Source organism: Caulobacter sp. UNC358MFTsu5.1 (assembly GCF_000712075.1).
GTDB lineage: Bacteria > Pseudomonadota > Alphaproteobacteria > Caulobacterales > Caulobacteraceae > Caulobacter.
In genome coordinates, this window is sequence record NZ_JONW01000006.1 from 694512 (window position 1) to 719530 (window position 25019).

19 protein-coding genes and 1 pseudogene are annotated in these 25019 nt (G+C 67.9%); 10 read left to right on the forward strand and 10 right to left on the reverse strand.

The annotated features are described in order from the left end of the window. Nucleotides 1-222 precede the first annotated feature (222 nt). The gene (locus BR39_RS0111970; protein ID WP_029911809.1) at nt 223-630 is read left to right on the forward strand and encodes a hypothetical protein; all 408 of its coding nucleotides are present in this window, start codon (nt 223-225) and stop codon (nt 628-630) included. 152 nt (nt 631-782) lie between these two features. Here the strand turns inward: BR39_RS0111970 and BR39_RS0111975 are convergent, their stop codons facing one another. From BR39_RS0111975 to BR39_RS0111995, 5 genes are all read right to left on the reverse strand, one after another. Beyond that, nucleotides 783-1853: a threonine dehydratase gene (locus BR39_RS0111975; RefSeq protein WP_081916709.1), complete on the reverse strand. Its 1071-nt coding sequence runs from the start codon at nt 1851-1853 to the stop codon at nt 783-785. 281 nt (nt 1854-2134) lie between these two features. Then, the gene (locus tag BR39_RS25795) at nt 2135-2623 is read right to left on the reverse strand and encodes a hypothetical protein (RefSeq protein ID WP_156035734.1); all 489 of its coding nucleotides are present in this window, start codon (nt 2621-2623) and stop codon (nt 2135-2137) included. A gap of 658 nt (nt 2624-3281) precedes the next feature. Next, the gene (locus BR39_RS0111985; protein ID WP_029911816.1) at nt 3282-5087 is read right to left on the reverse strand and encodes an autotransporter domain-containing protein; all 1806 of its coding nucleotides are present in this window, start codon (nt 5085-5087) and stop codon (nt 3282-3284) included. Nucleotides 5088-5249: 162 nt separating this feature from the next. Next, a complete protein-coding gene (locus tag BR39_RS0111990; protein WP_029911819.1) occupies nt 5250-6161 on the reverse strand; it encodes a haloalkane dehalogenase in 912 nt (303 codons plus the stop codon). Continuing rightward, nucleotides 6154-6753 carry a TetR/AcrR family transcriptional regulator gene (locus BR39_RS0111995; protein WP_029911823.1) on the reverse strand — a complete coding sequence of 200 codons (600 nt, stop codon included), beginning with the start codon at nt 6751-6753 and terminating at the stop codon, nt 6154-6156. Before BR39_RS0111995 ends, BR39_RS0111990 begins: the two co-directional genes overlap by 8 nt. Before the next feature lie 475 nt (nt 6754-7228). Here BR39_RS0111995 and BR39_RS25800 point away from each other — a divergent pair, with 475 nt between their 5' ends. The 4 genes from BR39_RS25800 to BR39_RS0112015 all read left to right on the forward strand — a co-directional run bounded on the left by BR39_RS25800 (nt 7229) and on the right by BR39_RS0112015 (nt 14693). After that, complete coding sequence (locus BR39_RS25800) at nt 7229-11239, forward strand: hybrid sensor histidine kinase/response regulator (RefSeq protein WP_231499444.1); 4011 nt, start codon at nt 7229-7231, stop codon at nt 11237-11239. A 167-nt stretch (nt 11240-11406) separates the two neighbouring features. Continuing rightward, entirely contained in the window at nt 11407-12324 is a 918-nt protein-coding gene (locus tag BR39_RS0112005) for a hypothetical protein (RefSeq protein ID WP_029911829.1), read from the forward strand. A 253-nt stretch (nt 12325-12577) separates the two neighbouring features. After that, nucleotides 12578-13354 (forward strand): AraC family transcriptional regulator, encoded by a 777-nt coding sequence (locus BR39_RS25805; protein ID WP_081916713.1) that lies wholly within the window; start codon nt 12578-12580, stop codon nt 13352-13354. Nucleotides 13355-13589: 235 nt separating this feature from the next. Continuing rightward, entirely contained in the window at nt 13590-14693 is a 1104-nt protein-coding gene (locus tag BR39_RS0112015; protein ID WP_029911835.1) for an alpha/beta fold hydrolase, read from the forward strand. A 132-nt stretch (nt 14694-14825) separates the two neighbouring features. On the opposite strand, the gene BR39_RS0112020 is transcribed toward BR39_RS0112015, so the two are convergent. The 5 genes from BR39_RS0112020 to BR39_RS0112040 all read right to left on the reverse strand — a co-directional run bounded on the left by BR39_RS0112020 (nt 14826) and on the right by BR39_RS0112040 (nt 20315). Next, nucleotides 14826-15314: a cytochrome P460 family protein gene (locus BR39_RS0112020; RefSeq protein ID WP_029911838.1), complete on the reverse strand. Its 489-nt coding sequence runs from the start codon at nt 15312-15314 to the stop codon at nt 14826-14828. A gap of 14 nt (nt 15315-15328) precedes the next feature. Continuing rightward, entirely contained in the window at nt 15329-15925 is a 597-nt protein-coding gene (locus tag BR39_RS0112025; RefSeq protein ID WP_051695528.1) for a GNAT family N-acetyltransferase, read from the reverse strand. 29 nt (nt 15926-15954) lie between these two features. Then, a complete protein-coding gene (locus BR39_RS0112030) occupies nt 15955-17145 on the reverse strand; it encodes a retropepsin-like aspartic protease (RefSeq protein WP_081916715.1) in 1191 nt (396 codons plus the stop codon). 94 nt (nt 17146-17239) lie between these two features. Then, nucleotides 17240-18502, reverse strand: coding sequence for a DUF1624 domain-containing protein (locus BR39_RS0112035; protein ID WP_197026686.1), 1263 nt, complete (start codon nt 18500-18502; stop codon nt 17240-17242). Between the two features lie 274 nt (nt 18503-18776). After that, complete coding sequence (locus tag BR39_RS0112040) at nt 18777-20315, reverse strand: FAD-dependent monooxygenase (RefSeq protein WP_081916746.1); 1539 nt, start codon at nt 20313-20315, stop codon at nt 18777-18779. 537 nt (nt 20316-20852) lie between these two features. On the opposite strand from BR39_RS0112040, the pseudogene BR39_RS27445 reads away from it, so the two are divergent. From BR39_RS27445 to BR39_RS26155, 5 genes and pseudogenes are all read left to right on the forward strand, one after another. Beyond that, nucleotides 20853-21320, forward strand: a pseudogene (locus BR39_RS27445) (alpha/beta fold hydrolase); the annotation flags it as partial. Nucleotides 21321-21400: 80 nt separating this feature from the next. After that, entirely contained in the window at nt 21401-21808 is a 408-nt protein-coding gene (locus BR39_RS27450; RefSeq protein ID WP_369795641.1) for a hypothetical protein, read from the forward strand. Between the two features lie 752 nt (nt 21809-22560). Continuing rightward, nucleotides 22561-23430: an alpha/beta hydrolase gene (locus BR39_RS0112050; protein ID WP_081916748.1), complete on the forward strand. Its 870-nt coding sequence runs from the start codon at nt 22561-22563 to the stop codon at nt 23428-23430. Next, nucleotides 23427-24404, forward strand: coding sequence for a YdcF family protein (locus BR39_RS0112055; RefSeq protein ID WP_051695534.1), 978 nt, complete (start codon nt 23427-23429; stop codon nt 24402-24404). The genes BR39_RS0112050 and BR39_RS0112055 overlap by 4 nt, the downstream gene beginning before the upstream one ends. 136 nt (nt 24405-24540) lie before the next feature. Continuing rightward, nucleotides 24541-25017, forward strand: a complete 477-nt coding sequence (locus BR39_RS26155; protein WP_081916716.1) for an SRPBCC domain-containing protein — start codon at nt 24541-24543, stop codon at nt 25015-25017. Nucleotides 25018-25019 lie beyond the last annotated feature (2 nt).

Consider the following 25019-nt stretch of genomic DNA (forward strand, 5'->3'; position numbering starts at 1 on the left):
CGGCCCGGCCGGGGAGGGCGCGTTCGGGAGCGCCGGCGCAGGCCGGAAAGACACGACGGGACGGACGGCCCGTGCGGCGCCGGGTGATCCCGAGGGGCGGGCAAGCCGGCGCGGGCGGCGCGCCGTTACACTTCGACACTCTTCGTCAAGCGCTCGAAAGCGCTCGTTTGCGTGACGATGTTTCCATCGGGTCATCGAGGACGCCCATCCAAGGACCTGCCCATGCGCACGCTTTCCACCTTCGCCATCGGACTCTTCAGTTTCGCCGCCCTGACCACGCTGGTCGCCGCGCCCGCCCAGGCTGGTCAGCACGGCCGTTTCACCAGCGTGCAGGGCGCGCGCGGCCACGGCTATGTCCACAGCCGCAACGTCAGCCGCCAGCCCGGCGCGATTGACGTGTCGCGTTCGACCCGGACCAATTCCGGGCGCGGCGTCGCCAACCAGCGCAGCGCCCAGTGGGGCGATGGCGCCTACCAGGGCGGCGCGAGCCATACCTTCGCCAACGGCGCCTCGGCCGGCCGCAGCACCAGCATCGTCGACAACGGCGACGGCTCGGTGAGCTATTCGGCCTCGCGCACACGCCTGGACGGTTCGACCCGTTCGGTCAGCGGCACCGCCCAGCGGCCCTGACCTTTCGCCAGACGCCCGGTTCCGACCGTCGGGCGTCTGGCGACCTTCCCCCGCCTTGGGGCGCGGCCGCGGCCGCGCCCTTTTTTGGGTCTGAAGCCGGCCGGGCCTCGACGACGCGTCGACAGGCCGACCAATCGCAACCGGTAAGCCTGTCAGCGCCGCAAACTCAGCGCGCCAAGGGCGAGACTCCATCCGCCGCGCGCGCCCGCCCAGCGCTGGGGGGCGCGCTCGGCGCGCAACGCGGGGGCAGCGGGCGCCGCGGGGGGCGTAAGCCCGGACAGGACCTTCGCCGCCACCGCGCGATCGATGTTGCCGCCGCTGAGCACGACCGCGACCCTTTTGCCCTGGTAACGACCGCGGGTCTTCTCCAGGGCCGCGTATGCGGCCGCGCCGGCGCCTTCGGCGATATTGTGCGTGGCCTCATAAAGGGTGCGGATGGCCTGGGCGATCTCGTCTTCGCTCACCGTCACGATGTCGGCGGCGCCGCCCAGGACGACCTCGAGCGCCTCGGCCATGGGCTGGCGGCAGGCCAGCCCATCGGCGAAGGTCGATGCTCCAGCGCCCGTTGTCACCTGCCGGTTGTGAAACGAGGCCGCGAAGGCGGGCGCCTGCTCGGCGACGACGCCGACGATCTTCGTCCTGAGGCCCAGCAGGTCTCGCACGGCGATCAGGCCGCAGACGCCGCTTCCCATCCCGAGCGGCGCGAACACGGTGTCGAGATCTGGACAGGCGGTGAACAGTTCCCATGCGTATGTGGCCACGCCCTTGACGATCTCCCTGTGGAACGAGGATACGAGAAGGTAGCCGCGAGCGGCCGCCTCCTGGGCGGCGGCGTCTCGGGCTTCGTCGAAGTCCTTGCCCTTGACGAGCAACTCGGCGCCGAAGGCGACCATGGCCGCGTTCTTCTCGGGCGAATTGCCCTCCGGGACCACGATCAGCGCAGGAAGGCCCGCCTCCACGGCCGCGATCGCCACCGACTGGCCGTGGTTGCCGCGGGTCGCCGTCACCAGCCCGGCGGGCAGGGCCGCCGACCTGAGATGATCGACAAAGACCAGTCCGCCGCGCGCCTTGAACGAGCCCGTGGGCGTGTGGTTCTCATGCTTGACGATCACTTCGGCGCCGCACCGGCTGGCCAGCAGGGGCCAGGCATAGGCCGGGGTGGGCGCCACCCGCCGCCGCACCACCGCCAGGGCGTGCTCCAGGTCCTTCCGATCGAATTCCATGGCGTCTCCTTCAGTGTTTTCCAAGCCAGGCCCTCAGGCATGGGCCTTGACGGCTGCGCTCCGGCTCGACGCGCCTTTGGCGGACTGGCCAGGCCCTGTGGCCAGGAGCGCCGCGGCCTCGGCCATGGCCGGTTTTCGACCAAGGTTCATCGCGCCCCGCCAAGTCCCGGCGATCGGGCGGCCAGCGGGCGCGGCAGCCGTGGCGTTCATCCTGCACGCCTGACGCGCACGGTGAAGCCGGACGCTCGCCGCCCGGCGCCAGGCGACGGGCGTTGTGGGCCTCAGTCTGGGTCCGCCGACCGGCGCATGGTCATTGTCGACACCATCAGGAAGTCCTCGTCCTGCGGCGACTTGAACGAAACCGCCTGGACCAGGCGTTGACCATCCAGCGTCCACGACGTTCGGCCCGCGCCGCGGGGCGTCTGCTTGTCGACAATAAGGCGGCTCGAGGTCCAGGCGCCGCGCGCCGGCGCCAGGGGCGGGAAGCCGAAGCTGTCGAACCAGAACCACAGGACCTTGAGATCGCCCGGATCCACCATCATCACGCCGTGCCCGCAGAGGCGGCCGCCGGTGCTGAGCGTTTCTTCGTAATCGACCAGCAGATGCAGGGCCATCGGGTCGAGCCGAGCTGTCCAGGTCCCGACCGTTTCCCCGCCCGCGCCCCAGGGGCTGGCGAGCCGCTGCCCCTGGCCTGTCCATACGCCTACAAACCCCGCGAGGCGCGAGCGTTCGGCGGCGATAGGAGAAGCTTCAAGGGTCATGTCGCGCATGTTCGTCGCCTGCTGGACCGTGCGGCCTGGTTCGTCGACCTGGCGGCCCCGCGCCCCTACGGGAATACACGTGGACGTCCGCCCAAGGCCGGGGCGCTCGATCATGGCGTGGGCCAAGGCCGTGGTCTTTCATCCACCGGCTGACCTGGAGACGGAAGAACCTTCGGGCTGCCTGGCCAGGCAGCATGGACCGCAGTCGGGGCCTGCATGGGCCGGAACGGCGTGACCCGTCCATCGCAACGTCGTCAGATAGTCCGGCGCGACCGGAAAGGCTTCGCCAAGGCTCGTCGCGCGGATCTTCGCCGACACCAGCGCGACGACCGGGACGGCTGCACGAGCGGGTTTGGCGATCCCGGGCGTTCCCAGTCTCGCCGGCTTTGCAAGTTCCTTGCGCAACGCATTGTCACCGGCTGGCCATCCTTCAGCCTGCCGCCCTTGGAGGGCGATGGGCGAACGGCGCTTCGGCTTGGAGGATGGCGCTCGCGCGTGGTCAGGGTCTTGGAGGTCTGCCTCAGGTCGCGCGCCTAGGATCTCGGACTTACTGCTTCACCCGGCTTCAGCAGGTTACGGACGCGGCCAAGCCGGCGTATTCGAAACCGGCCGGCGGCCTTCGACGCCACGCCGAAGGCCGCCGACCGGTTCGCGCGGGATGGCCTGGCTAGAAGGCCAGGCGCAGGCTGACGAAGCCCGTGACGGCGTTGACGGACCGGCGAGCCGCCACGCCCGAGAGGCCGGCGATGATCGAGGCCTGGGGAGCGATCTCGACCTCGGTCCCCAGGCTGTAGCTGAGGTAGTCGCCGTCGACCGCGCCGATGCGCGAGGTGAATGACACCGGGGCGCCCTGGGGCGTCAGCGAGATCGTCGGTGTGTGGTCCAGCAGTTCGGTCTCCCAGCTGATCCTTGCGAAGGGACGCACCGCCGCTTGGGTCGCGACGCCTTGCACCGACACGCCCAGCGACGCGGTGAGGGTCTCCAGTTCCTGGCCGCCGAACGCGATCTGGGTCGAGCGTTGTCCGGCTTCGGCGTAGCCATCGAGCCTGATCGACTCGTAGCGCAGGCTGGCGATTGGACCGACGCGCCATGAACCGACCTGGCGACCCGAACTCGCCGCCGCGCCGACCGACACCAGATGACCGGCCGTCTGGCCGATCTCTTCGCGCACGCTGGGCCCCAGCACGATCCTTCGATGGATGTCGTCGAAGTCGATCGCCCCATAGGTGGCGTCGAACGTCGCGTCCGCGCCGCCGATGCGGCCCCGGCCGAACACCGTCAGCGTCGCGGTTTCCATGCTGAAGCCTCCGGACTGCGCCCCGAAGGCCCCGTCCCCGCGGCTCCAACCGAACATGCCGCCCACCGAAACGCGACCAAGCCCGTATTCGACGCCCATATGACCGCCTTGAGCGTCGCTCTCCAGGCCCGGGCGAGCGCCGTCGGTCGAGACCGCGTCACCGCTGAGGCCGCCAAACACAGCCCAGCCGCCCGCGGCCGGCGGTCTTGCCCGCAGCTGTCCCTCCAGGCGCACCCGGTGGGCCTGGTTGTCGGCCTGGGCAAGTTGGGCGAGCTGGCCGATCTGGGCCGGAGCCGCCAGGGCCGCGAGCACGGCCTGGCCTTCCATCTGGTGGACGGCGCCCGTGAAGTGCACGCGATCGGCGTAGAGATAGGTGCGGTTGGCGTCGGGGACGACATAGTCCTTGGGCAGGCAGACGAAGGATTCCAGACCGCTGCCGCGGCATGCCGCATCGGTGACGTTCACCAGGCCATAGGTTGCGGGACTGGCCTCGATCTCGCCGATCAGGCCGGCGATGTCGACATAGAGCACATTGACGCCGCTGGCCTTGACCGCGGCTTCGTAGCGATCGTTGAAGATGTCGAACTTCGGCACGCTGACGGTGACGATGACTCCCGCCCCGGCCGCGTCGAGCCGCACCAACTGGTCGGCCAGATCCTGGGCCGCCCGGTCGAGGACGGCGAGGTCCTCGGGCGTGAAGTCCAGTCCGTTGGTCTGGGTGGCGAAGACGTCGTTTCCGCCGCCTTGAATGACCACCAGGCTGTTGGCGTCCAGTTGGCCGCCATGGCCCAGGAAATCGTCGATCTGCTGGGTCACCGGGCGCCGGCTGAGATTGCCCGGGGCGTTCTCGCGCGTGACGGCGACCCGGGCCCCGCCTTCGGCGTAGTTCGAGCCCCCCGCCGTGGCGTGCGGCTTCAGGTCCAGGCCAAGGCCCGCCGCGATGACCTCGACCCATACGGGATCGGGATTGGTCGTGAAGCTGCCGGCCCCGGGCGGGGCTCTGTCGGCATAGCTTCCGCCATCGGAGATGCTGTCGCCGAATACGACAATGCTGTCGAAATCAACGGCCTGCGCGGAGGCTTGCACGGCCCAGCCGAGCGCAAGCCAGCCGGCCGAGGCGGCGGCCAGTCGACGTCGCCCGGCGCGGGCGGGGAACGGGAAACGAGGGGTGAACATGCCTGGGAACTCCTGACGCGAAGGCCCGGAGTGTTCGCGAACGTCGAAACGCCACTGTGTGAGCGCCGCGAAGAAGCGTGACGAAACGTTTCGCGCCGACGCATGGAGGCAAGGCCCGCGCTCGCCGCCGCGGGAGGCATGGCGGCGAGCGTCGAAGCTCGGTCAGGCTTCGACCCGCGCCCGGCCCGCCCGCGCCACGGCCGCTTCGGTGTCCAAGATCAGCTTGCGCACGCCCTGGCCGATCGCATGGGGATGGTCTTCCTGCAGGTAGTGCGCGCCCGGCCCAAGGATCTCGACGCGGCAATCGAACAGGCCGGCGGCGAACTTGGCGGCGAACGCCGGCGAGACCAGCGCCCCAGGCTCGCCCGCGAACAGCAGCTTGGGATAACGCGACTCGGCCAGCGCCTCATGGGCCCGGGTCAAGGCCGCCGCCACGTCCGCCGGCTCCCCGGCGATCGGCAGTTCGTTGGGCAAGCGCCAAGTCGGCCGGCGAGACTGCGGCGTGGGAAACGGCGCGCGATAGACCTCCATCTCCTCGGGCGAGAGGGAGCGCTTGATCGAGCCGGGCAGAACCCGTTCGACGAAAGCGTTGCCCTCCAGGATCATCGCCTCGCCCACGCCGGGGGTGCGAAACTGGCGGAAGGTCTCGCGGGCGGCCTGGACCTGGTGAAATTCCTCCCAGGTCGCCATGGGCCGGATGAACTCCATGAAGGCCAGCCCGCGGACGAAGCCGGGGCGGCGCGCGGCCAGATGGAAGGCCAGCGCCGTGCCCCAGTCCTGCGCCACGACATAGGCCGAGGCGATCCCCATCCTGTCGATGAAGGCGTCGAGATAACGGGCGTGGTCGAAGAACCGATACTCGCCTTCGGGCTTGCCGGACTGCCCAAAGCCCACGAGGTCGGGCGCCACGCAATGGCCCACCTGGGCGACATGCGGGATGATGTCGCGCCAGATGTAGGACGAGGTGGGGTTGCCGTGCAGGAACAACACCCATGGGGCGCCGGGCGCTCCAGCCTGGCGGTAGGCCATGACCGTGTCCTCCACGGTCAGTCGGGGCAGGTCGACATCAATCATTGCGATCTCCTCGGGTGAAGACGGTTTCAAAAGCGATGCGCTTGAAGCGATCGAGGGGCTCGCGGCTGCGTTCGACCTTCATGCGCAGGATCGCTCCCTGCCAGGAGGCGATCAGAAACTCCGCCAGGTCGTCAGGGGAGAAGCGGCGCGCGATCGAGCCGTCCTGCTGCGCTTGCGCGAGGCACGCGGTGAACGGGACCAGCCATTCCCGGTAGATTGCAGCCAGGCGCCCGCGCAGAGCTTCGCTGGTCTGCGCGGTTTCCAGGCTCAGATCGCCGATCAGGCACCCGCGGACGTAACCGTCGGCGGCCAGCCGGTCGGTGATCAGATCCAGATAGCGGCCAAGGCGCTCTCGCGGCGGGAGCGTTTGATCATCCAGCGCCTGGCCGACGAGCGAGCGCACGTGCTCGAAATAGAGGTCAAGGACCTCGCCCGCGAAGGCCTCCTTGGACCCGAAATGGTTGGTGAAGGATCCCTGCGGGGCCCCTGCGTCGGCGACGATGTCGCGCACGCCCGCGCCGGCGAACCCCTTCTTGAACATCACCCGCAGACCAGCGGCCAGGATGTTTTCGCGATTAGATATGCGTCCCATGGTAGGATAATACGCACGTACGTATTGTTCTGCAAGCGCTGCGGCGCACCCGAAGATTCCTCGGCGCGAACCCGCAACAGGGCCTGGCGAAACGCCACGCCGGCCCGATCAGCAGCCCGTTGGCGACGAGTGGCGGGCGACGCCCGCAAGCGAGCGCGCGCCTTGCGCCTGCGCGGTGGAGGCGTGCGCGCAACCACGCCCGCCGGCATCGGGTCCTGCCTTGTCTTCGGCGCGACGGCATGCCGCAGCACCGTTCAGGGTTTTATTCAGATGGGAAATAAAAGATCGGCCTCGATAGTTCAGTCGCGATGGGTCCAGACGATCGATGCAACCCAATCTTCGTCAGCCGGCTTCAAGGTCCTGTATCGATCGCCTTCGTCGTGCAGGCGCGGCGTTGCTTGCGAGCCTGATGCTCCTGACGCCCCAGTGGGCCTTGGCCGCGGCCGCCCGACCTTGGGCGTCCCTGTCCTCGCCCGTGTTCGATCGGATCGTGCAAGACGCGGCCCTGCCCAATTCGACCCTGCTCACCGCGATGGCCAGCGACGGCGAGGGCTTCCTGTGGATCGGGACGCAAAACGGCCTCTCGCGATGGGACGGCCACGAGTTTCGCACCTATGTCGGCGAATCCGGGGCCCCGGGGCGTCTGCCGGGCAGTCAGATCCAGGTGCTTCACACGGACAAGGCCGGCCGGCTCTGGATCGGCGCGGCCTCGTCTGGCCTGGCCCGCTACGACTCCGCCACCGATCGCTTCGTCACCGTTCCCACCGGGCAGGGCGTTTCACAGGGCGGCGTCAGGGCGCTGGCCGACGACGACGCTGGTGGTCTTTGGGTCGGCACCGATGCTGGCCTTGACCACCTGGACCGATTCGGAAGGCCCGCGGGGCGCCTAGGACCTCTTCCGCTGGCGGGCGGCGTTCAGGCTCTCGCGCGCCAATCTGGCCGCCTCTGGGTCGGAACCAAGCACGGACTCTTCCGGCGGACCGCAGGCGGGGTCACCCCGTTGGCGCTGCCCGACGGCGCCGACGCGGTGACGGCGCTCACCGCCACCTCCGACGGGCGGCTGTGGGTCGGCACCGAGCGTCACGGCGCCTTCGTCTTCGACCCAGGGCGCAAGGCCTGGCGATCGGTCGCCGGGTCGCGTCCGCGCCAGCGCTCAGCCGCCGGCCGCGTCGACGCGATCGAGGAGGTCTCGGCAGGAGAGGTCTGGATCGGCACCTTCGCCGAGGGCCTGCTGCGCGTCGACACCAGCCGGTTGCAGGCCCAGCGGGTGGCGGTCCGCGCTGACCTGGCCACCAGCCTTCTGGACCACAACATCCGCGCCATTCATCGCGCGCCGTCGGGCCTGGTGTTTGTCGCGACCGCGCGCGCCTTGAGCCGCTTCGACCCCGGGCAGACGGCGATATCCACCCTGTACGCCGCCTCCGGCGCGTCGGACGGACTTGCCGAAGACAACATCTTTGCGGCGTTCACCGCTCGTGACGGCCGCGTCTGGCTGGGGGGCGCGATCGAAGGCATAGAGATCTTCTCGCCAAACAGCGGCGAGCGACAGCGGCTGCGCACGACGGGACCGGGCGCTCAACTGCCACGCGCCAGCGTACGGGCCCTGGCCGGCCTGCCGAACGGCGAGGTGTTGATCGGGACCGACGAGGGCCTGCTTCGCGCCTCGCTCGACGGATCCCGGATCGAGCCAGTGCGCGTCGCCGGACGAGATCGCCGCCAACGGGTCCTGGCGCTGGCCGTGCAGGGCGCGCGTGTCTGGATCGGCGGTGCGGAGGGCCTCTGGGAGACCGAGTTATCTTCAAGCCGGCCGCCATTCGCGAGGACGACGCTCAAGGCGCCCATGCTGGCCGACACCCGCGTCAACGCGCTGTTTGGCGACCCCGAGGGCCGCCTGTGGATCGGCACGCCCGACGGCCTGCACCTCTACGACCCGCGAAATCAACGCATCAAGCGCTTCGCGGCGCGACCCGGCGAGCGTCGGGGGCTGCCGGCGCGTTATGTGTCGGCGCTGCTTGGCGACCGCCAGGGCCGCCTCTGGGTGGGCACGTTCGGCGGCGGCCTGGCCGTCATCGACGACCCCCGCCATCACCCCGACGCCTTGCGGCGCATCGGCGTGGCCGAGGGGCTGCCGAACACGAACGTCAACAGCATCCTCCAGGACCGGGCGGGCGCGATCTGGGTGAGCACCGACAACGGCCTTGCCCGGATCGACGCGGCGAGCGGGCGGGCCGTTGGCTTACAGGCGCCCGACGGCGTGAAGATCCCGACCTACTGGCTGGGGGCCGGCGCCGAGACCCGTCAGGGCGAGCTCCTGTTCGGCGGCGCAGGGGGGATGACCGTCGTCGATCCCGCGCGCTACACGCCCAACACCGCCCAGGCGCCGTTGCGCGTCACCGAGGTCCGCTTCGACGGCAGGCGCGTGCCGCCCGGCGGGCTCAACGCCGGTCGGGCGCTGAGACCCCCGGTCGGCGTGAGGAACATCGCCATCGACTTCTCGGCGCTCGACTATCGGGCGGCCGACCGTATCGGCTTCGCCTATCGCCTCAAGGGCGTGGACCGCCAGTGGGTGGTCACCACCGCGGCTCGACGGACCGCCGCCTACACCAACCTGGCGCCGCGCGCCTATGAACTGGAGGTGCGGGCGATCAATCCGGACGGAAGCTGGCGCCCGGAGGTGCTGCGGCTGCCGATCGAGGTGTCGCCGCGGTGGTGGGAAACGCTTTGGGCCCGCGCGGCGGGCTGCGCCCTGGCGGTTGGCCTGCTCGTCCTGGCGGTCCACGCCTGGACGGCGCGTCTTCGTCGCCGCAAGGCTGAACTCGAGCACCTGGTGGCCGAGCGGACCGTCGCCTTGGCGATGCGCACCGAGGAACTCGAGATCAAGGCGGTCGAGTTGCAAGCCGCCCGGGCGCGCGCCGAGGCGCTGGCGGCGGCCAAGGCCGATTTCCTGGCGACCATGAGCCATGAAATCCGCACGCCGATGAACGGCATCCTGGGCCTGAACGGCTTGATGTTGCGGACCAAGCTCGACCCCTCGCAGCGGACCTTCGCCGAGGCCGTTCAACTTTCCGCCACCAATCTCCTGGTGATCATCAACGATATTCTCGAGGCGTCCAAGCTCGAGGCCGGCAAGGTCGCTCTGGAGATCGCGCCGTTCAGCCTGGAAAGCCTCGGCGAAGACGCCGTCGAACTTCTGGCGCCCCGAGCTTTCGAGAAGGGGCTCGGCCTGACCTGCGCTGTGTCCCCCGCCGCGCGCATCTGGGTGGAGGGCGACGTGGTGCGCCTGCGCCAAGTGGTGCTCAACCTGCTGTCCAACGCGGTGAAGTTCACGGAGACCGGCGAGGTAAATGTTTCACTGACGGCTCAGCCTGGCGCCAATGGATCCTGCGTGGTGCGCCTGGAGGTGGCGGACACCGGCATCGGACTGGACCAGGACGCCAAGGGCAGGCTCTTTCAGAAGTTCGAGCAGGCCGACAACACGATCAGTCGGCGTTTCGGCGGCACGGGCCTTGGACTCTCGATCTCTCGCGACATCGTCACGCTGATGGGCGGGACCATGGGCGTTCGCGACAATCCTGGCGGCGGCAGCGTTTTCTGGATCGAAGCGCCGCTCGTCCCCGCGAGCCCGCCGGAGGCCGTCGACCGGCGGCTTGCCGGACTGCGCGTTCTGGCCGCGGATCGGTCGGCCGCAGCCCTCGAGGCGCTCGGGCTGCAACTGACGTTCGAAGGCGCGAGCTTGGACGGCGTCCCGGACTTGGCCGCCTGCGAGGCCAAGGCGCGGGCGGCCGCCGCGGCGGGCGCGCCGTATGATGCGATCCTGGTCGACGCCGAGCGCCTGGGCGCCGACGCATCCAGCCTGGTCGGGTCCCTGTCCCAAGCCGGAGCCCGCGCCTTGGTCCTGCTGATGGCGCCGCTAGGGCAAATGCTTCCGAGTCCTGGCCAAGGGCCGTTCGACGGCGTCCTGGCCAAACCCCTTCGCCGTCGCGCGCTGGTCGAGGCCCTGAGCGGCGGGCGCGAGGCGGCCGCGTCGGCCGAACCGGCCCAGACGCCGCGCGCGGACGAGCCTGCCCGTGTCTTGCTGGCCGAGGACAACGCGGTCAATCGTCTGCTGGTCGGGACCCTGGTCGAGGCGATGGGATGCGCCTTGACCTGCGTCGAGGATGGGCAGGCGGCCGTGGCCGCCAGCCTGGAGGAGGCGTTCGATCTCATCCTCATGGACGTCAACATGCCCGGTCTCAGCGGCCTTGAGGCCACCCGACGGATCCGCGCTTGCGCGGGTCCATGCCAGGCCGCGCCGATCCTGGCGCTCACGGCGAACGCCTCCAAAGCCGATGCGGACGCCTGTCTGGCGGCGGGCATGGACGATTTCATCTCCAAGCCGATCGACGTCGATCAGTTCGCCCAGACCTTGTCGCGCTGGCTGACCGGGGAGGCGGCCGTTGGGGCCGGCGCAGGCCGGGAGATGGCCGACGCCGCGGCGGCCGTCTAGATCGGCGGCTCCCGGGGCTTGATCGAGACGGCTTGGGCACAGGTTCGGCGGATGACCGCCGGCTTGGCGCGGATGTCAGAAAATCCGCGAAGACGTTCGCCAGCCTCCTTAAGGCTTCCACGCCAGCGACGCGGATCGGTAAGGGTTCCACAAGAGGAAGAGGAACCATGTCGATCCGTCCAATCGAGGCCGCCTGCGAGCGCGCCCGCCCCGTCCGCAGGCCAGCAGGCGCCGCCTTGTGCAGCGCCCTGGTCTCGGATCACGGCTGGGGGATGGGCGTCTACGGCGCGGCGGCGCTGGCCTTGGGGCTGCTCGGCTTGATCTGGGGTGACTTCACCGTCGGGTTCCATCCCGTGCCCGAGGCGACGCCGGGGCGAGCGCTGCTGGCCCATGCCTGCGCCGTGCTGTTCATCCTGGGCGCCCTGGGCCTGCAGCAAGGCCGCACGCGCACGCTCGCCGGCGGGGTGGTGGGCCTGCTCTACCTGGCGTTCGCGCTTTGCTGGTCGCGTAGGGTGGTGGCCGCGCCGCTGATGATCGGCGCCTGGCTCGGAACGGCCGAACAACTGCTCCTGGCCGTCGGAGCCTTGGCCGTGGCGGCGCGGACCGGTCCGGCGAGCCGGACGACGGCGCGGGTCTGCAGGTTGGCGTTCGGCGCTTGCGAGATCGTCTTCGGATTGGCGCATTTCCTGAGCCTGCCGGAAACCATCGCCATGACGCCGGCCTGGGCGCCGCTGGGTCAAACCTTCTGGGCGCTGGCGACGGGGGCGGCGCACCTGGTCGCCGGTCTGGCGTTGATCATGGCGTTCTTCCCGGTTGTGACGACCCGTCTCCTGGCCACGATGTTCGCGGTCTTCGGCGCCTTGGTCTGGCTTCCGGCCTTGCTGGACGATCCCGGCTCAAGGCTCGCCTGGGCCGGAAACGCGATCAACCTGGCCCTGGTCGGCGCCGCGCTGGCGATCGGCGACCTGCTGGGCCGGGCGCGCCCTGCAATAGTGAGCCAGGCGGCCGCGCCGAACGATCAAGATCCATCGGCGGGCGTCCGCACCCCGCAGGGGCGGGCGATCAAGCTCCGTTACAAGATGTAACCGGGCGCACACACCGCTGTTGCGCGCCTGGCGTTGAAAGGCCGCGACGCCGACAAGCGTCCCTGGTTCTGAAAGGGCGGCGCCCCCGGCGCAGCGCCGAGCTTGCGCCGCCTGAGGCGGCCAGCAGCGGACCCTGACCGTCAGAGCGTCTGACGCCGCAAACGACATCGGCGGGTGGAAATCGGCTGGGCGGCTCGTGGTTGAAAGTCGTCCTGAGGCATGAAGCGGCGCGAGGCGCGGCTGGAGAAGAGTGATGGTTCAAGGGCCGATTGTTCAAATGTCCTGGGGCGCTCGGCTGCTGTACGTCGGCCCGCCGACGCCGCACCACGCCCATCGCAACAGCGTGGGCGAGTTGTGCGTCGGCCTTGACGCACCGGTGCATCTTCGCTTGCCGGTGGTCTCGGACAAGACCCTGACGAGCCGCGCCATTTTGGTGCCGCCAGGGCTCAAGCACGAGTTCGTCTTCGAGGGTCGCCAGATCGCCTGTCTGTTTGTCGAAAGGCAGACGGGGGATCGCGACGCGCTCTATCGCGCGATGGACGAAGGGCCGTTCGGCGTTCGTCTGGGCCATGCACGATTGGACGACCTGGTCGCCACGCTCAACGATCTGCTCCTCGCCGGCGCGGACTTGCGCCAGGGCAAGGCGATGGTGGAGCGGGTGCTGGGTCTGCGCAGCCTGCGTGCGACGGACCCGCGCATCGCCGAGGCGATCGACCAGATCCGTCGCGATCCGGGCGGAGATCACTCGATCGCCCGCCTTGCCCGCGAGGCGAGTCTGTCGGAATCACGGTTTCGCCACGCGTTCCGGGCAAGCACCGGTGTGGCGTTCAAGCGCTACAGGCTGTGGCTGCGGCTGGGCAACGCCATGCGGCTCGCCCAACAAGGGCTCAACCTGACCGAAGCGGCGCATCACTCCGGGTTTTCGAGCTCGGCGCACCTGAGCAGCGCCTATCGCAACATCTTCGGCATGACGCCCTCTCAATTTATCGCCCTGACCAGCGCGGCTCGACAAAAGCAACAGCGCGTCTGAGCCGACCACGGTTCGCCCCCAAGCGCTTGGCCCCGGCGGCGCCGGGCGCCCAGGTCGAATCGTCGCCCAGAACGGCCAGCGTCTCCTGACAGCGACGTCCGGCCGGTCGGGGGCCTCCAGGACGCGCGCTTTGAAGATTAAATTGCCGACAGCCTGCATCCGATCGATCCGGCGCCGGCCTCTAACGTGTAGCGATGTGCGAGATGTTCGCCGCGCAGCTGGAGCTGTCGAACAGATGCCCAACACGATCCCAACGGCTCGGGGTTTGGTTCAGATCATGGTGATCGTTCTGAGCCTGGGCGCCGTGTGCGGTTCTGCGCGCGCGGCCGACCCTCGCGACGTTTTTCGATCCGTCGACCAGGTCCGCAGCGTCGACGCCGTTCAAAGCGATGGCTTTGTCGAGATCGGCGGCATCAAGCAATGGGTTTCGGTGCGAGGCCGCCACGCCGATGCGCCCCTTCTCTTGTTCATTCATGGCGGACCAGGCTTCACCTCGATCCCGTCCAGCTACTACTACATGAGGGACTGGCGCGAATATTTCACGGTCGTGCAGTGGGATCAGCGAGGCGCGGGCAAGACATTCGCGGCCAACGATCCAAAAGCCCTCGGTCCGACCATGACCGTTGCGCGGATGGTCGACGACGCCGAGGAAATGGTCGCCTATCTTCGCAAGACGTACGGCCCTCGCAAGATCATCCTGGTGGGCCATTCTTGGGGATCGATCGTTGGCGTGAAGCTGGCGCAACGCCGGCCAGACTGGTTCTACGCCTATGTCGGCACCGGCCAGTTTGTCGCTTTTCAGCCCAACGAGTCCCGAGGATACGAGGCGACCTTGGCGGCGGCGCGCCGAGACGGGAACGCCCAGGCCGTCGCCGATCTGGAACGGATCGCTCCGTTCCCCGACCGCGTCGATCCCAAGCGCAACATCGAAAACCTCGGCGTAGAGCGGCGATGGCTCGCCCATTACGGAGGATACTACTGGCGCAACAATGTCGGTCATGAGGGCCAAATCAATCCTCTGGGACCCGACTATGACGACGAGGAACTGCGCCTACGGGACGTCGCCCAAGGCTTCAGCATCCAGGCGCTATGGGGCGAGCTTGGGACCGTGGATCTGCGCGACGCCCCGACCTTCAGCTTGCCCGTAGTCTTTATTCAGGGACGGCACGACATCGGCACCAATGCCGGGCTGCTGGATGAATGGTTCACCACGTTGCGCGCGCCGAAGAAGACGTTGGTCTGGTTCGAAGACTCCGCCCACATGGCCTACCAAGAAGAACCAGGTCGCTTCCTTGTGACCTTGGTCGACGAGGTTCTGCCGCTGACCAAGACGCCCTGAACGGCTCTACGGCGCTTGCTGGTCTGGAGCCCAGCAAGCGCCGAGGCTAGGATCATCTGCCGGCGATACTGAAACCCTCGCCGCGCCGAACCAGGCCCTCGCCGCGCGCACCCTCAACACCAGACTGCGCGACTACTCCTTGAAGCGACTGAACACCTGATCCTGGGTCTTTGGGGAAAGGTGACAGGATTGGCACTGGCTCACCCCAGCCTCGGGGGTGACGTTGCGTTGCTCGCGGCTGTCGCCATTGAACTCCGTATACGACCAGCCGTCCCTGCTCTTGGTCATGACGTCGACAAACCGCCGCTCGCCCCCCTCCACGCTCCCCGCGCCTTGCTTTGCTTCGAGCACATCGAAGACCAGCACCGATCCTGGCGCGAACTTGCCCGTGCTGTAGCCGCGCATGGCCTTGGGGTTGGCGTAGATGTGGTGGAGACCGCCAAAGCGCGGATGGGCCGGACTGCCTGGCCCGATCACCCCGCTCTTGACGTGAGTCCAATGGCGGTAGCCGACGGGATAGTCGGGCGCGGTTGCGGACGCGGCCAGGCACGCTCCGCCCACGAGGCAAGCGGCGAGCCCAAACAGGACAGAGCGCCGCGCAGGTTCAGACCTTGATCGCATCTTGAGTCTCCAAGTCAGGTGGATCCTTCATGGGGCGGCCGCTCGATGTGGCGCGCCCCGCGCTCGTCGGGAGCGGGATTAGGCTTTGACACCCTGGCGATCGCCGCGGGGGCGCGCCAAACATAGCGACAGTTGAGCGCAAGGCCGCCTGCGACGTCGGTCTTGATGAGGGACTCGACGTGCCTTCCTCCCAGCCGCTCGTAGAATCGCCGAGCGCCGTGGTTTGCCTTCATCGCCCACAGATAGACCGGCGAACCGGAGCATTGGTCATCCAACCAGTCGGCGGCGAGCCCCATCAGACGGGCCCCGACGCCCATCTGCTGAGACTCGGGGCGAACATGGAGATTGTCGATTAGAGAACCCCACCTGGAATCCTCGTCGGCGTGGACGCAGATGAAGCCAACGACTTGGCCATGCTCGACGCCAAGCCAAACCGACGGGTCGGTTCGACCATCGGCGAGCCTGGCGCGCCAGATCTCCAGGCGGTTTTCCAAGACCGGCCCGTCCAGGAAAGCATCGGGCATCATGCCCCTGTAGGTTCGCCGCCAACTGTCGGCGTGAAGAGCGGCGATGGCCTCGGCGTCCTGGCTCCGGGCCGTTCGAAAGTCCATGGCCAACCCCCTCCTCCTCGGCCGGCTTGCTAGTAGAAAACCCGGGCGCGCAGGCGAACTTCCCCATGGGTCGCGGTCGCCACCACCACGTCCGCGCCCACGGGCGAGCCCATGAGGCTTCGAAGCGCCGGGGGGGTCAACGTACTGGCGCGCGCGCCGTCGATGGAAACGATCGACGCGCCCTTGGTGAGCGCGGTTTGGGCCGCCGGCGAGTTGGGCATGACATGGGAAACGACCACGCCATCGCCCGTTCGCATCAAGGCCAAGCCCAGGGTGTTCTTCCAAAACGGTTTGGCCAAGGCTTCAGGGGCGCCGACGAGCGTCAGGCGGTCGCCTTGAAAATCGGCCAACAACCGAAAGCGCGAAAGAACTTCCATTCCGATCGCGCCCGCCACCGGCTCGGTTGTCGCCGCCGAGCCGGCGCTGGAGAGGATGGCCGGAACCTCGTGCAGAGTCGTCACGCCCACCGCGATCTGATCAAGACTCAAGATGGGCGACTCCGCCAGGCCGCCCACGCCGCCCGCGAGCGTCGTCGACGCGGCCCGGTCGCCGGGAAGACCGAGCTTGCGCGAGAAAGCCGGATAAAGGTCGAGCGCGCCGCCGCTTCCAGTGTCCACATGGAAGAGGGCTGCCTCCGCCGAGGCCGCCCGCAGCGGAATGGCCCTGAGCGGGCCGACCTGCGTGAAGGGCAAAACCGTGGCGCCGGGAAGCTTTGGGGCATGCGAGGGCGGGAAGAAGGCGATCTGGCGGTTGGGCAAGTCCAGGTCCATCACCAGGCCGCCAAGGAGATCCTTGCCCAGCAGAAGGGGAAGCGGGTGACCCATCGCCTCGGCGACGGCGCCAAGATCGATAATCGCAACCGTGCGGTCTGTCAGGCGCAAGCCCGCGGCCTGGATCGTCACGCCATCGGCGAAGCTGACGCTGGCTGAACCGCCCGTGCCGATCGCCGAGCCTGATCCCTTCGCCGCAAGCCCCAGGCGGGAAGCCAGGCGCGTGTCGACGACCGTCATTTCAGCGCCGGTGTCGAGCAAGGCCGACACCTCCACGCCGTTGATCCGGGCGCGCAGGAAGATGCGCGTGTCAGCAAAGAGATCGATCGGTTCAAACCGACCCGGCGAACCGACCCCTCCCGCTTGGACACGCCGTGCGGCGCCCACGCCAGCCACCCATGCGCCCAGTCCAAGCGCGAGGGTTCTTCGATTGCAGCCCTGAGCGATCATCCGGCGAGCCTAGAGGAAGGGCCAAGGACGGGCTTTCATCAAGAGGTCGCCGGAGTCTTCCCGCGCTTCTTCCTGATCGTCCGGGGTCTCATCGTCAAAGGTAGCTTAGCCACCAGTCGCCTCGACGCGCCTTCAGCCCGGCGTACCAGACGCACAGCGGATAGCAGATGGCGACCAGGGCCAGCCAGACGGCGTAGACGATCGCCAGCTCATGGCCGAAGTCGGCGGGGAACTGGCCTGGCGCGCCCCCCATCGAAGGGTAGGGCGAGAAGACGAAGAACCGCGCCCGCCATCCATAGGCGGCCAGGGCCAGCGCGGTGGCGATCAGATGGGCCAGGAAGAAATGCAGCACGTAGTAGAACAAGGGCGCTCGCCCAAGACTCCGGAGCGCCGCGCCCGCCCAGCCCGGTCCCGACGAGGCGCCAGTCAGCAGCGCCGCCAGCAAGAAGGCCGCGCCCAACGTCATCAGGACGAAGTCGGGCGAGGCGGGGTACTTGGTGACGTTCAGGAACGACATCGCCGTGTAGATCGCTGATCCCTGCGCCCGCCATGGCGCGGGGTCGCCATAAAGGTTGATCACGCGCAGGACCAGGAACCCGACCAGGGCGGCCAGGCCTAGAAGAACAAGCCAACGCCTCTGCGTTCTGGTCGCCGTCTCACAGAGCGGACCGAGCGAGAAGCCCAGCAGCATGATGCCGATCCAGGGCAGGAGCGGATAGGGCGTCACCACCGTCGCGCCCAGGAGCTTGAAGGCGCCGACCTCGTGAATCAGGTTCCACAGCCCCGCCGCGGGCCCCAGCCGTGCGGCTGGAATCGCGTCCAGCAAGGGATTGAGCAGGATGATGGCCAGGGCGAGGGGGGCAAGCCATCGGCGCGGCAGCCACACCAGCGCCGCCAGTCCCAGCATCGACAGGCCCAGCGACCATAGGACGAGAAGCAGGACCGGGCTCTGCGGCGACCACGAAAAATAATAGGCCAGGCGCATGACCAGGAGCTCGAGAACCATGAGCCAAACGCCGCGCGAGGCCAGGAACCACGACAACTGGCCTCGACCACGGCCCTTTCTCCACCACAGGAAGGCGCCCAGGCCGGCGGTGAGCGCGAAGGTCGGCGCGCAAAGATGGGTGATCCATCGCGTGGCGAACAACAGCGGCGTTGTGGTGGCCAAGTCGGTCGGCGCCGCCGACATGGCGCCGCGATGCACGAAGTCGCGCACATGGTCGAGCGCCATGACGATCATGGCCAGGCCCCGCAACTGATCGACCCAGCCTAGGCGGTCGCCGACGAGCGGTTTCAATCCCGGCCGGCTAAGCGCTTGGGGCCTTAACCCCGCCAGGCTCGAGGCGATGGTGTCCATGCACGTCTCCTGAGGTGATCGGCCATTGGTAGGACATCCTCCCCTTGAAGGGGCGGGGCTGGTGCGCTTTCGCGGATTCCACGACATTGGGCGGGCCAGGATCGCCGCTGTCTGCGAATAGGTGATCAGCCCCACCTCGACGCCATAGGCCCTGCGACCTGGGCATGTCCTTTCACCGTCAGGCGGCTTGAAGACCAAGGTCGCCTGGGCGATCGAGACCTCCAACCGGTCGCATGGCCGACGAGGATCGCGTCGTCGGCCATGCTGGACCGGGTCAGTGGGCGGTGTCGGCTGCGCTGGCGCCAAACCACTTCTGCAAGGCTTGCTCCAGGCCGTCATCGCCCAAGGCGCCTGCCCAGGCGACATAGCCGTCGGGGCGTACAAGCGCCGCCTCGGGCGATTGGACGGGACCGACAACGGGAAGGTCCCATGCCTGCAAGGCGTTCGCGCTCACCACCTTCACCGCATCGGTGCAGGACCGGCGCTCCTGGCCAAGGTCCGAACCGAAGTCGAAGAGCACGGGACGCGCGTCGTGCAGGAAGTCGTACGTGCTCTGGGCGGTCTGACCCACTTGGATTCTAAGATCGGGCAAGCGGCGTCCTACCAGGGGATGACCATCGCCCAGATCATAGCGAACGCCCAATCCCGATCGAACGGCCACGAGGTGCTTTCGGGCGCCGTCTATGACCGCCAACTCGGACATGATCTCCCCGAGGGCCCGGCTACGCGGATCGCGCCTCTGGAGCGCGACGTCCGCCATGGTGTTGCGCAGCACCAGGGCCGCCACCGGATGCCGCTCGGCATGGTAGGTGTCGAGCAAGCTTTCCGAAGAAATCCCCTTGATGACCTGGGCGAGTTTCCAGCCGAGGTTCACCGCGTCCTGCAGGCCGATATTCAGACCCTGGCCACCCATCGGCGGGTGGATATGGGCTGCGTCGCCGGCCAGCAGCACACGCCGATCCCGGTAGGCCGCGGCTTGCCGGCAACGGTCGGTGAACCTGGAAATCCAGGTTGGGGTGTGAACGCCAAAGTCGGCGCCGTAGACCTCGACCAGAAGGCTCTGGACCTCGTCGAACGTCGGATCGTCGCCCGTCTTCAGCTCGCGCTCGGCAAGGACGATCCGGACCTGGCCCGGGTCGTCCATCTTGCCCAGGGCGTAGGTCCCGTGGAGGTCATGCTCGACCCCCCACTTGGGTTCCTGCGCCCACCGGGCCTCGGCGATGAGCCAGCTCTTGGTCGGCTCCCAACCGGCGAACTCGATCCCCGCGCCCTTGCGTACGACGCTGCGCGAACCATCACAGCCGACGAGGAACGATGCGTGCAGGCCCGAGCCGTCGGACAGCACCACGTCGACCCCGTGGTCGTCCTGGACGAAGCGGGCCACCTCGCATCCGCGATAGAGGCGAACGCCGAGCTCTTCCACCCATTCGGCGAGGGTTCGCTCGATCTGGTTCTGCGGAAGGGCCAGGAAATAGTTCCGGCGGGTGGGGAAGTCGCTGACGTCGAGCAGCACCTCATGGAAGGGGGCGACCTGATGGCGTTGGCCCTGCGACACGAACCGCTCGCCCAGGCCTCTCTGGTCCAGCACTTCGAGCGTGCGCATGTGCAGTCCGCCGGCCCGCATGCCGGCCAGATCCTGGCTCTCCCGGCGCTCGATGATCGCCACATCGACGCCGGCCAGAGCCAGCTCGCCGGCCAGCATCAAGCCCGTGGGGCCGCCGCCCGCGATGATGGCCTGGTGGGTCCGCGCCGCGGTCCCCCCAAGTTCAAAAGTGGCTCCATCCGAGGCGTCGACTTTCGTTCCAAGCGTCATGTTGCACCGCCAAAAGTTATAATGCATTGAAAACTATGATAAAATGCTTTGACGGCAACTCTTGAACCGAACTTTGTTGTCTCCATCTAAGTAACAGCAGAAGCCATGCGGCTTTTCCAACGGGGCGCTCCCTCATAGTTCCTGGCGTGCCGATCCGTCCTCATCGTCATGGTGAGATCAGACTGGCGCCAGGCTGGCCGCCGTCACCCACGCCGATAGGCTTGGGGAACGCACTTGGATGAAAGCCGGGCCCCTCCGAAGGGTCTATCCTGTCTGGTCATGCAGACCCGTCGTGGCCAAGACCCGGCGTTGCGGGACTGAAGGCGCAGGAGCGGATCATTGAAAAGACCTTGCATCTGGACCTCCCTGTTGGGGTGGGTCCTGGCTTTCTCGATCGCGCAGCCGGCGCGGGCCCAACTGATCAAACCCAACGACCGGCAGGAGGCTGTCGAGGTCATACGCGAACTGCGCCGCATCGCCACCCCCAACGGCGTCGATCGTTCCGAGACGCTTTCGATCGGCGGCGTCGACCAGTTCGTGTCGATCCGTGGTCGCGACCGCCGCAATCCGATCCTCCTGGTCCTGCACGGTGGTCCAGGATTTCCCGAAACGCCGCTGGCCTGGTGGAACACGCGCGATCTGGAAGAGTACTTCATCGTCGTGCATTGGGATCAGCGTGGTTCGGGCAAGACCCACCTGCTCAATGACGCCCGGGCGGTCGCGCCGACCATGCGGCCCGAGCGCTTCATCGCCGACACCGAGGAGCTGACGGCCTGGCTGCGCCGGGAGTTGGGCAAGGATAAGATCTTCCTGCTCGGCCACTCCTGGGGCAGCTATATCGGCCTGAGCTTCGCGCAGCGTCGCCCTGAGTGGCTCTACGCCTATATCGGCGTCGGTCAGGCGGCCAACAGCCCCGAAAGCGAACGGCGCGGATATGCGGCTACACGCGAGGCCGCGCTTCGAGCGGGTGATAAGAGGGCCGTCGAGGAACTCGACGCCATCGCGCCTTACGCGCGCCCGGACGAGCTATTCCTCTGGCCGACATCGAGATCGAGCGGCGCTGGTCCGACCATTTCGGCGGCGTCATGGCCTACCGCCAGCGGCAAACCAACAGCGTCGCGGCGCGACTATCGCCCGACTACACCGACGCCGAATCCGCCCGCGTCTATGACGGAAACAGCTACTCGCAGGCGTATCTGCTCAGCGCCGTTCTGGGGCTCGACCTTAGCCATGTCGATCGTCTGGACTGTCCCGTCATCCTGCTGGAAGGGCGACACGATCGAACGGTGAGTTCGGAGGTGGCGTACGATTGGTTCCAGAAGCTGCGCGCCCCTCAAAAGCACTTCGTCTGGTTCGAGCATTCGGGGCACGAGGTGATGACCGAAGAGCCCGCCAAGGTGCTCGTATCGCTCCTGCGATATGCGCGACCGTTGGCCGAAGCCGCCGGCGACGCCGCTCCCGACGAAACGCCCGCGCCGGCCGTGTCGCGCTAGTCCGGATCGATCGGGCCAGCCGTGGGAGGGGCGCGTTATTCCCGTGGGGCGGGGATCCGGGCGGGCGCGCGCATCACCGCGCTTATAGGCGGGAAGGCGTCCGTCCGAGGCTTGGGCGGCCGGCGCGCCGCGCCGACCCGCGCGGCGCGCCGGTACGGCCGCACGCCCGCGACCCAGAGCTCCTGGCGACGTCGCCAGCGCGGTGTCGCCGGCGATCAAGGCTCCCAGGCCATGAGTCAGGTCGGCGTCCTCGAGCACGAAGAACATGCCGCCGCGCCCGTTCTGGCTGGCGTCGCACTGGCGTTGCGGATCGGCCAGCACCCCCTTGGTTGATGCCCCCCAGCACCACGTGGGGACGCCTTGCGTCGGTTGAGGCGCCGATCTTGCCATGGTTGGGCGGTCCCTTGAGATTGACGGGAACGCCGTTCCAATGCCCGCTGGTGGCGATCTGGACGCCTTGTTGCAGACCTCCGATGCTGGCCGAGCCACATTCGAGCGCCTGACCCGGCGCTGTCGAGGCGATCTTCGGTCTTTTCCACCACGTGGCCGATCGCAGCGTTACGCCGAGCCGCGCCGACACAAGCTGCTGGGGCGGAACGTGCAATGCGAACGGTTTGGTCGGGAACCGCACGCCCGAGGACAGCCGGTCGATGAAAGCCTAGCGCGCCGACGGCGGCTACTTCCTGTCGGCGTCCTCCCGACGTGCGGCGCCGCGGCGCAAACGCCCGCCCAACAGGCATGAGATGAACGGCATGACACGCTCCGCGACAAGCTTCCGTGCGCCGGCGTCGAAGGTGGTCGCCCTGTCTATAATCTCATGGCTGGGCCTGGTGGCTTCGGTCCATGCCGCGCCCGTCGAGGTCGATCCGTCACCCATCGTGATCGGTCAATCCTACGCCCTGCCGTCGTCGACCTATGGCGGGCCTCGGGAGCTCAATGTGTGGCTGCCGCCAAGCTACGGCGAAGGCTCCAAGCGATACCCCGTGGTCTATCTGCTGGACGGCGGACAGGCCCAGGACTTCCATCATATTTCAGGTCTTGCCCAGTTGGGCACGATCTCGGGCACGACACGCGACGTCATCGTGGTCGGCGTCGCCTCGGTCGACCGGCGCAATGAACTGGCTCTGCCGACATCCAATCCGAAATTGATCGAGACCTACCCCACCCAGGGGCAGTCGGCGCGTTTCCGGCGCTTCCTTCTCGAAGAAGTCCAACCGTTCGTGCGCGCCCGCTATCGCACCAGCGGCGAGACGGCGCTTGTGGGGGAGTCGCTGGCGGGGCTTTTTGTCGTCGAAACCTATCTGACAAGTCCCAAGGCCTTCGACCACTACGTGGCTGTGAGCCCAAGCCTGTGGTGGGACGGCGGACAGCTTGCTCGGCGGCCGACCCCGCGGCCCTGCGCGCCCGCCGACGGCCCAAGGAGCCTCTATCTTTCGATCGGCGACGAGGGCGGTGAGATGCAGGCCGCCGTCGACACGCTTGTGGCCAGACTGCGCCAATGCCCCGTCTCGACCTTGGCCCTGACCTATTCGCCGCGTCCCGACCAAAGCCATTCGACGATCTATCACCCGGTGGCGCTCGACGCCCTGCGCCAGATCTTCAGCGCTCCGGAGGGCGAATGACCCGCCCCACAGCGTTTCTTTCAGAGCGCGACGCTGGGAACCGGTCAAGCCAAGCGGTTGGCGAACTCCCCGCCGTCGGCGCCGGGGGGCTGGGCTCGAGCGCCAAGGTCCAGCAGCGGCAACAGCGCCAGCACCTTGAATCGAACGTGCTGAGCAAGCCGTGCGGTTCGGCGAGCCGAACCTGCGATTTCGCCATTGGTCCGGACTTGATCCCAGCGGCCAACGCGCTGGCCGAATTCCTCGCCCTGGATCAGCTCGAGCAGGGGCGCGCCGACGGCGTCGAGTTCGACATGGTGATCCTGGCGGGCAACGCGATCCTGTCCACCGCGATCGCCGCTTTCAAGGCGGCCAAGGACTGCAAGGCGCCGCTGCTGATCACAGGCGGGATCGGCCATTCGACGCCGTTTCTGGCGCAGACGGTCGGTGAAATCTGCGCTGACATCGATGTTCAAGACTGTCCCGAGGCCGAGATCCTGCGAGACGTCGCCGTGCGCTTTTGCGGCCTGGATGAGCAGCGGATCCTGCTGGAGCCCGCTTCGACCAACTGCGGAGAGAACGCTTCCTTCAGCGGACGCCTGCTGGATGAGCGCGGTCTTCGGCCAGCCACAGCCCTTCTTGTCCAGGATCCGTTGATGCAGCGCCGAACCGACGCGTCCTTCAAGCGCGCTTGGCGTGATCGCGCCTGGCGCACCGAGTTTGTGAACTGGCCGACCTTCATCCCCAGACTGGCGTTGGTCGACGGCCAGGTCGCCTACGCCAAGAGCCTTGCGCGACCGCTCTGGCCGGGGGGGCGCTTCATGTCGCTTCTGCTCGGTGAAATCCCCCGATTGAGGGACGACGCGCACGGTTATGGCCCACGCGGCAAGGATTTCATCAGCCACGTGGACATCCCGCCGCGCATCGAACGCAGCTTTGAGCTTTTGGCCGCCCGCTTCGAACGCGAGGCGTCGGCGCTCTCCAGGCGACTTCGATGAGGATCGCAGGGTCAGGCTCGGCGTCGCGGGTCCTGTTCAACCGCCGGCGCCTCGCGGCCGAGCGGCCGCCCAGGCTCGCGCGCCACCGCCGCGGGCTCACCTAAACCCCTTCTCACCAGCAAGGCGATCTTGAGCAATGAAAGACTTGAGAGTGGACGATGGGCCATCGCACATCACGATGCGGCGGTTTTTTGACGCGCCGATCGAAACGGTTTGGTCGGCGCTCACCGACCCTGAGTTCGTGGCGCTTTGGTACGGCGGGCACGGATTTTCCAACCCACGCTGCGAGATGGACGTTCGGCCCGGCGGTCGCTGGTCGCACGTCATGCGAACGCCTGACGGCGCCAAGCACGCGCTGGAGTTCGAGTTCACACAGGTGGAGCCGCCGTCCCGCCTGGCCTGGCGGGACGCCGCCGATCCGGCCGGGCCGGTCAACGCGGTCCAACTGCAGCCCGCCGACGGCGGCGCCCTGCTGGCCTTCGACGTTGAGTTCGCGACCGCCCTGGCGCGAGCCGAAGCCGAAGCCCATGGCTTCACCCCGGTCCTCGAGCAGGGCTTTGACCGCATGGCGGCCGTCCTGCGCGTCCTTCAGGACCGCGGCGAGGATCAGTAGGG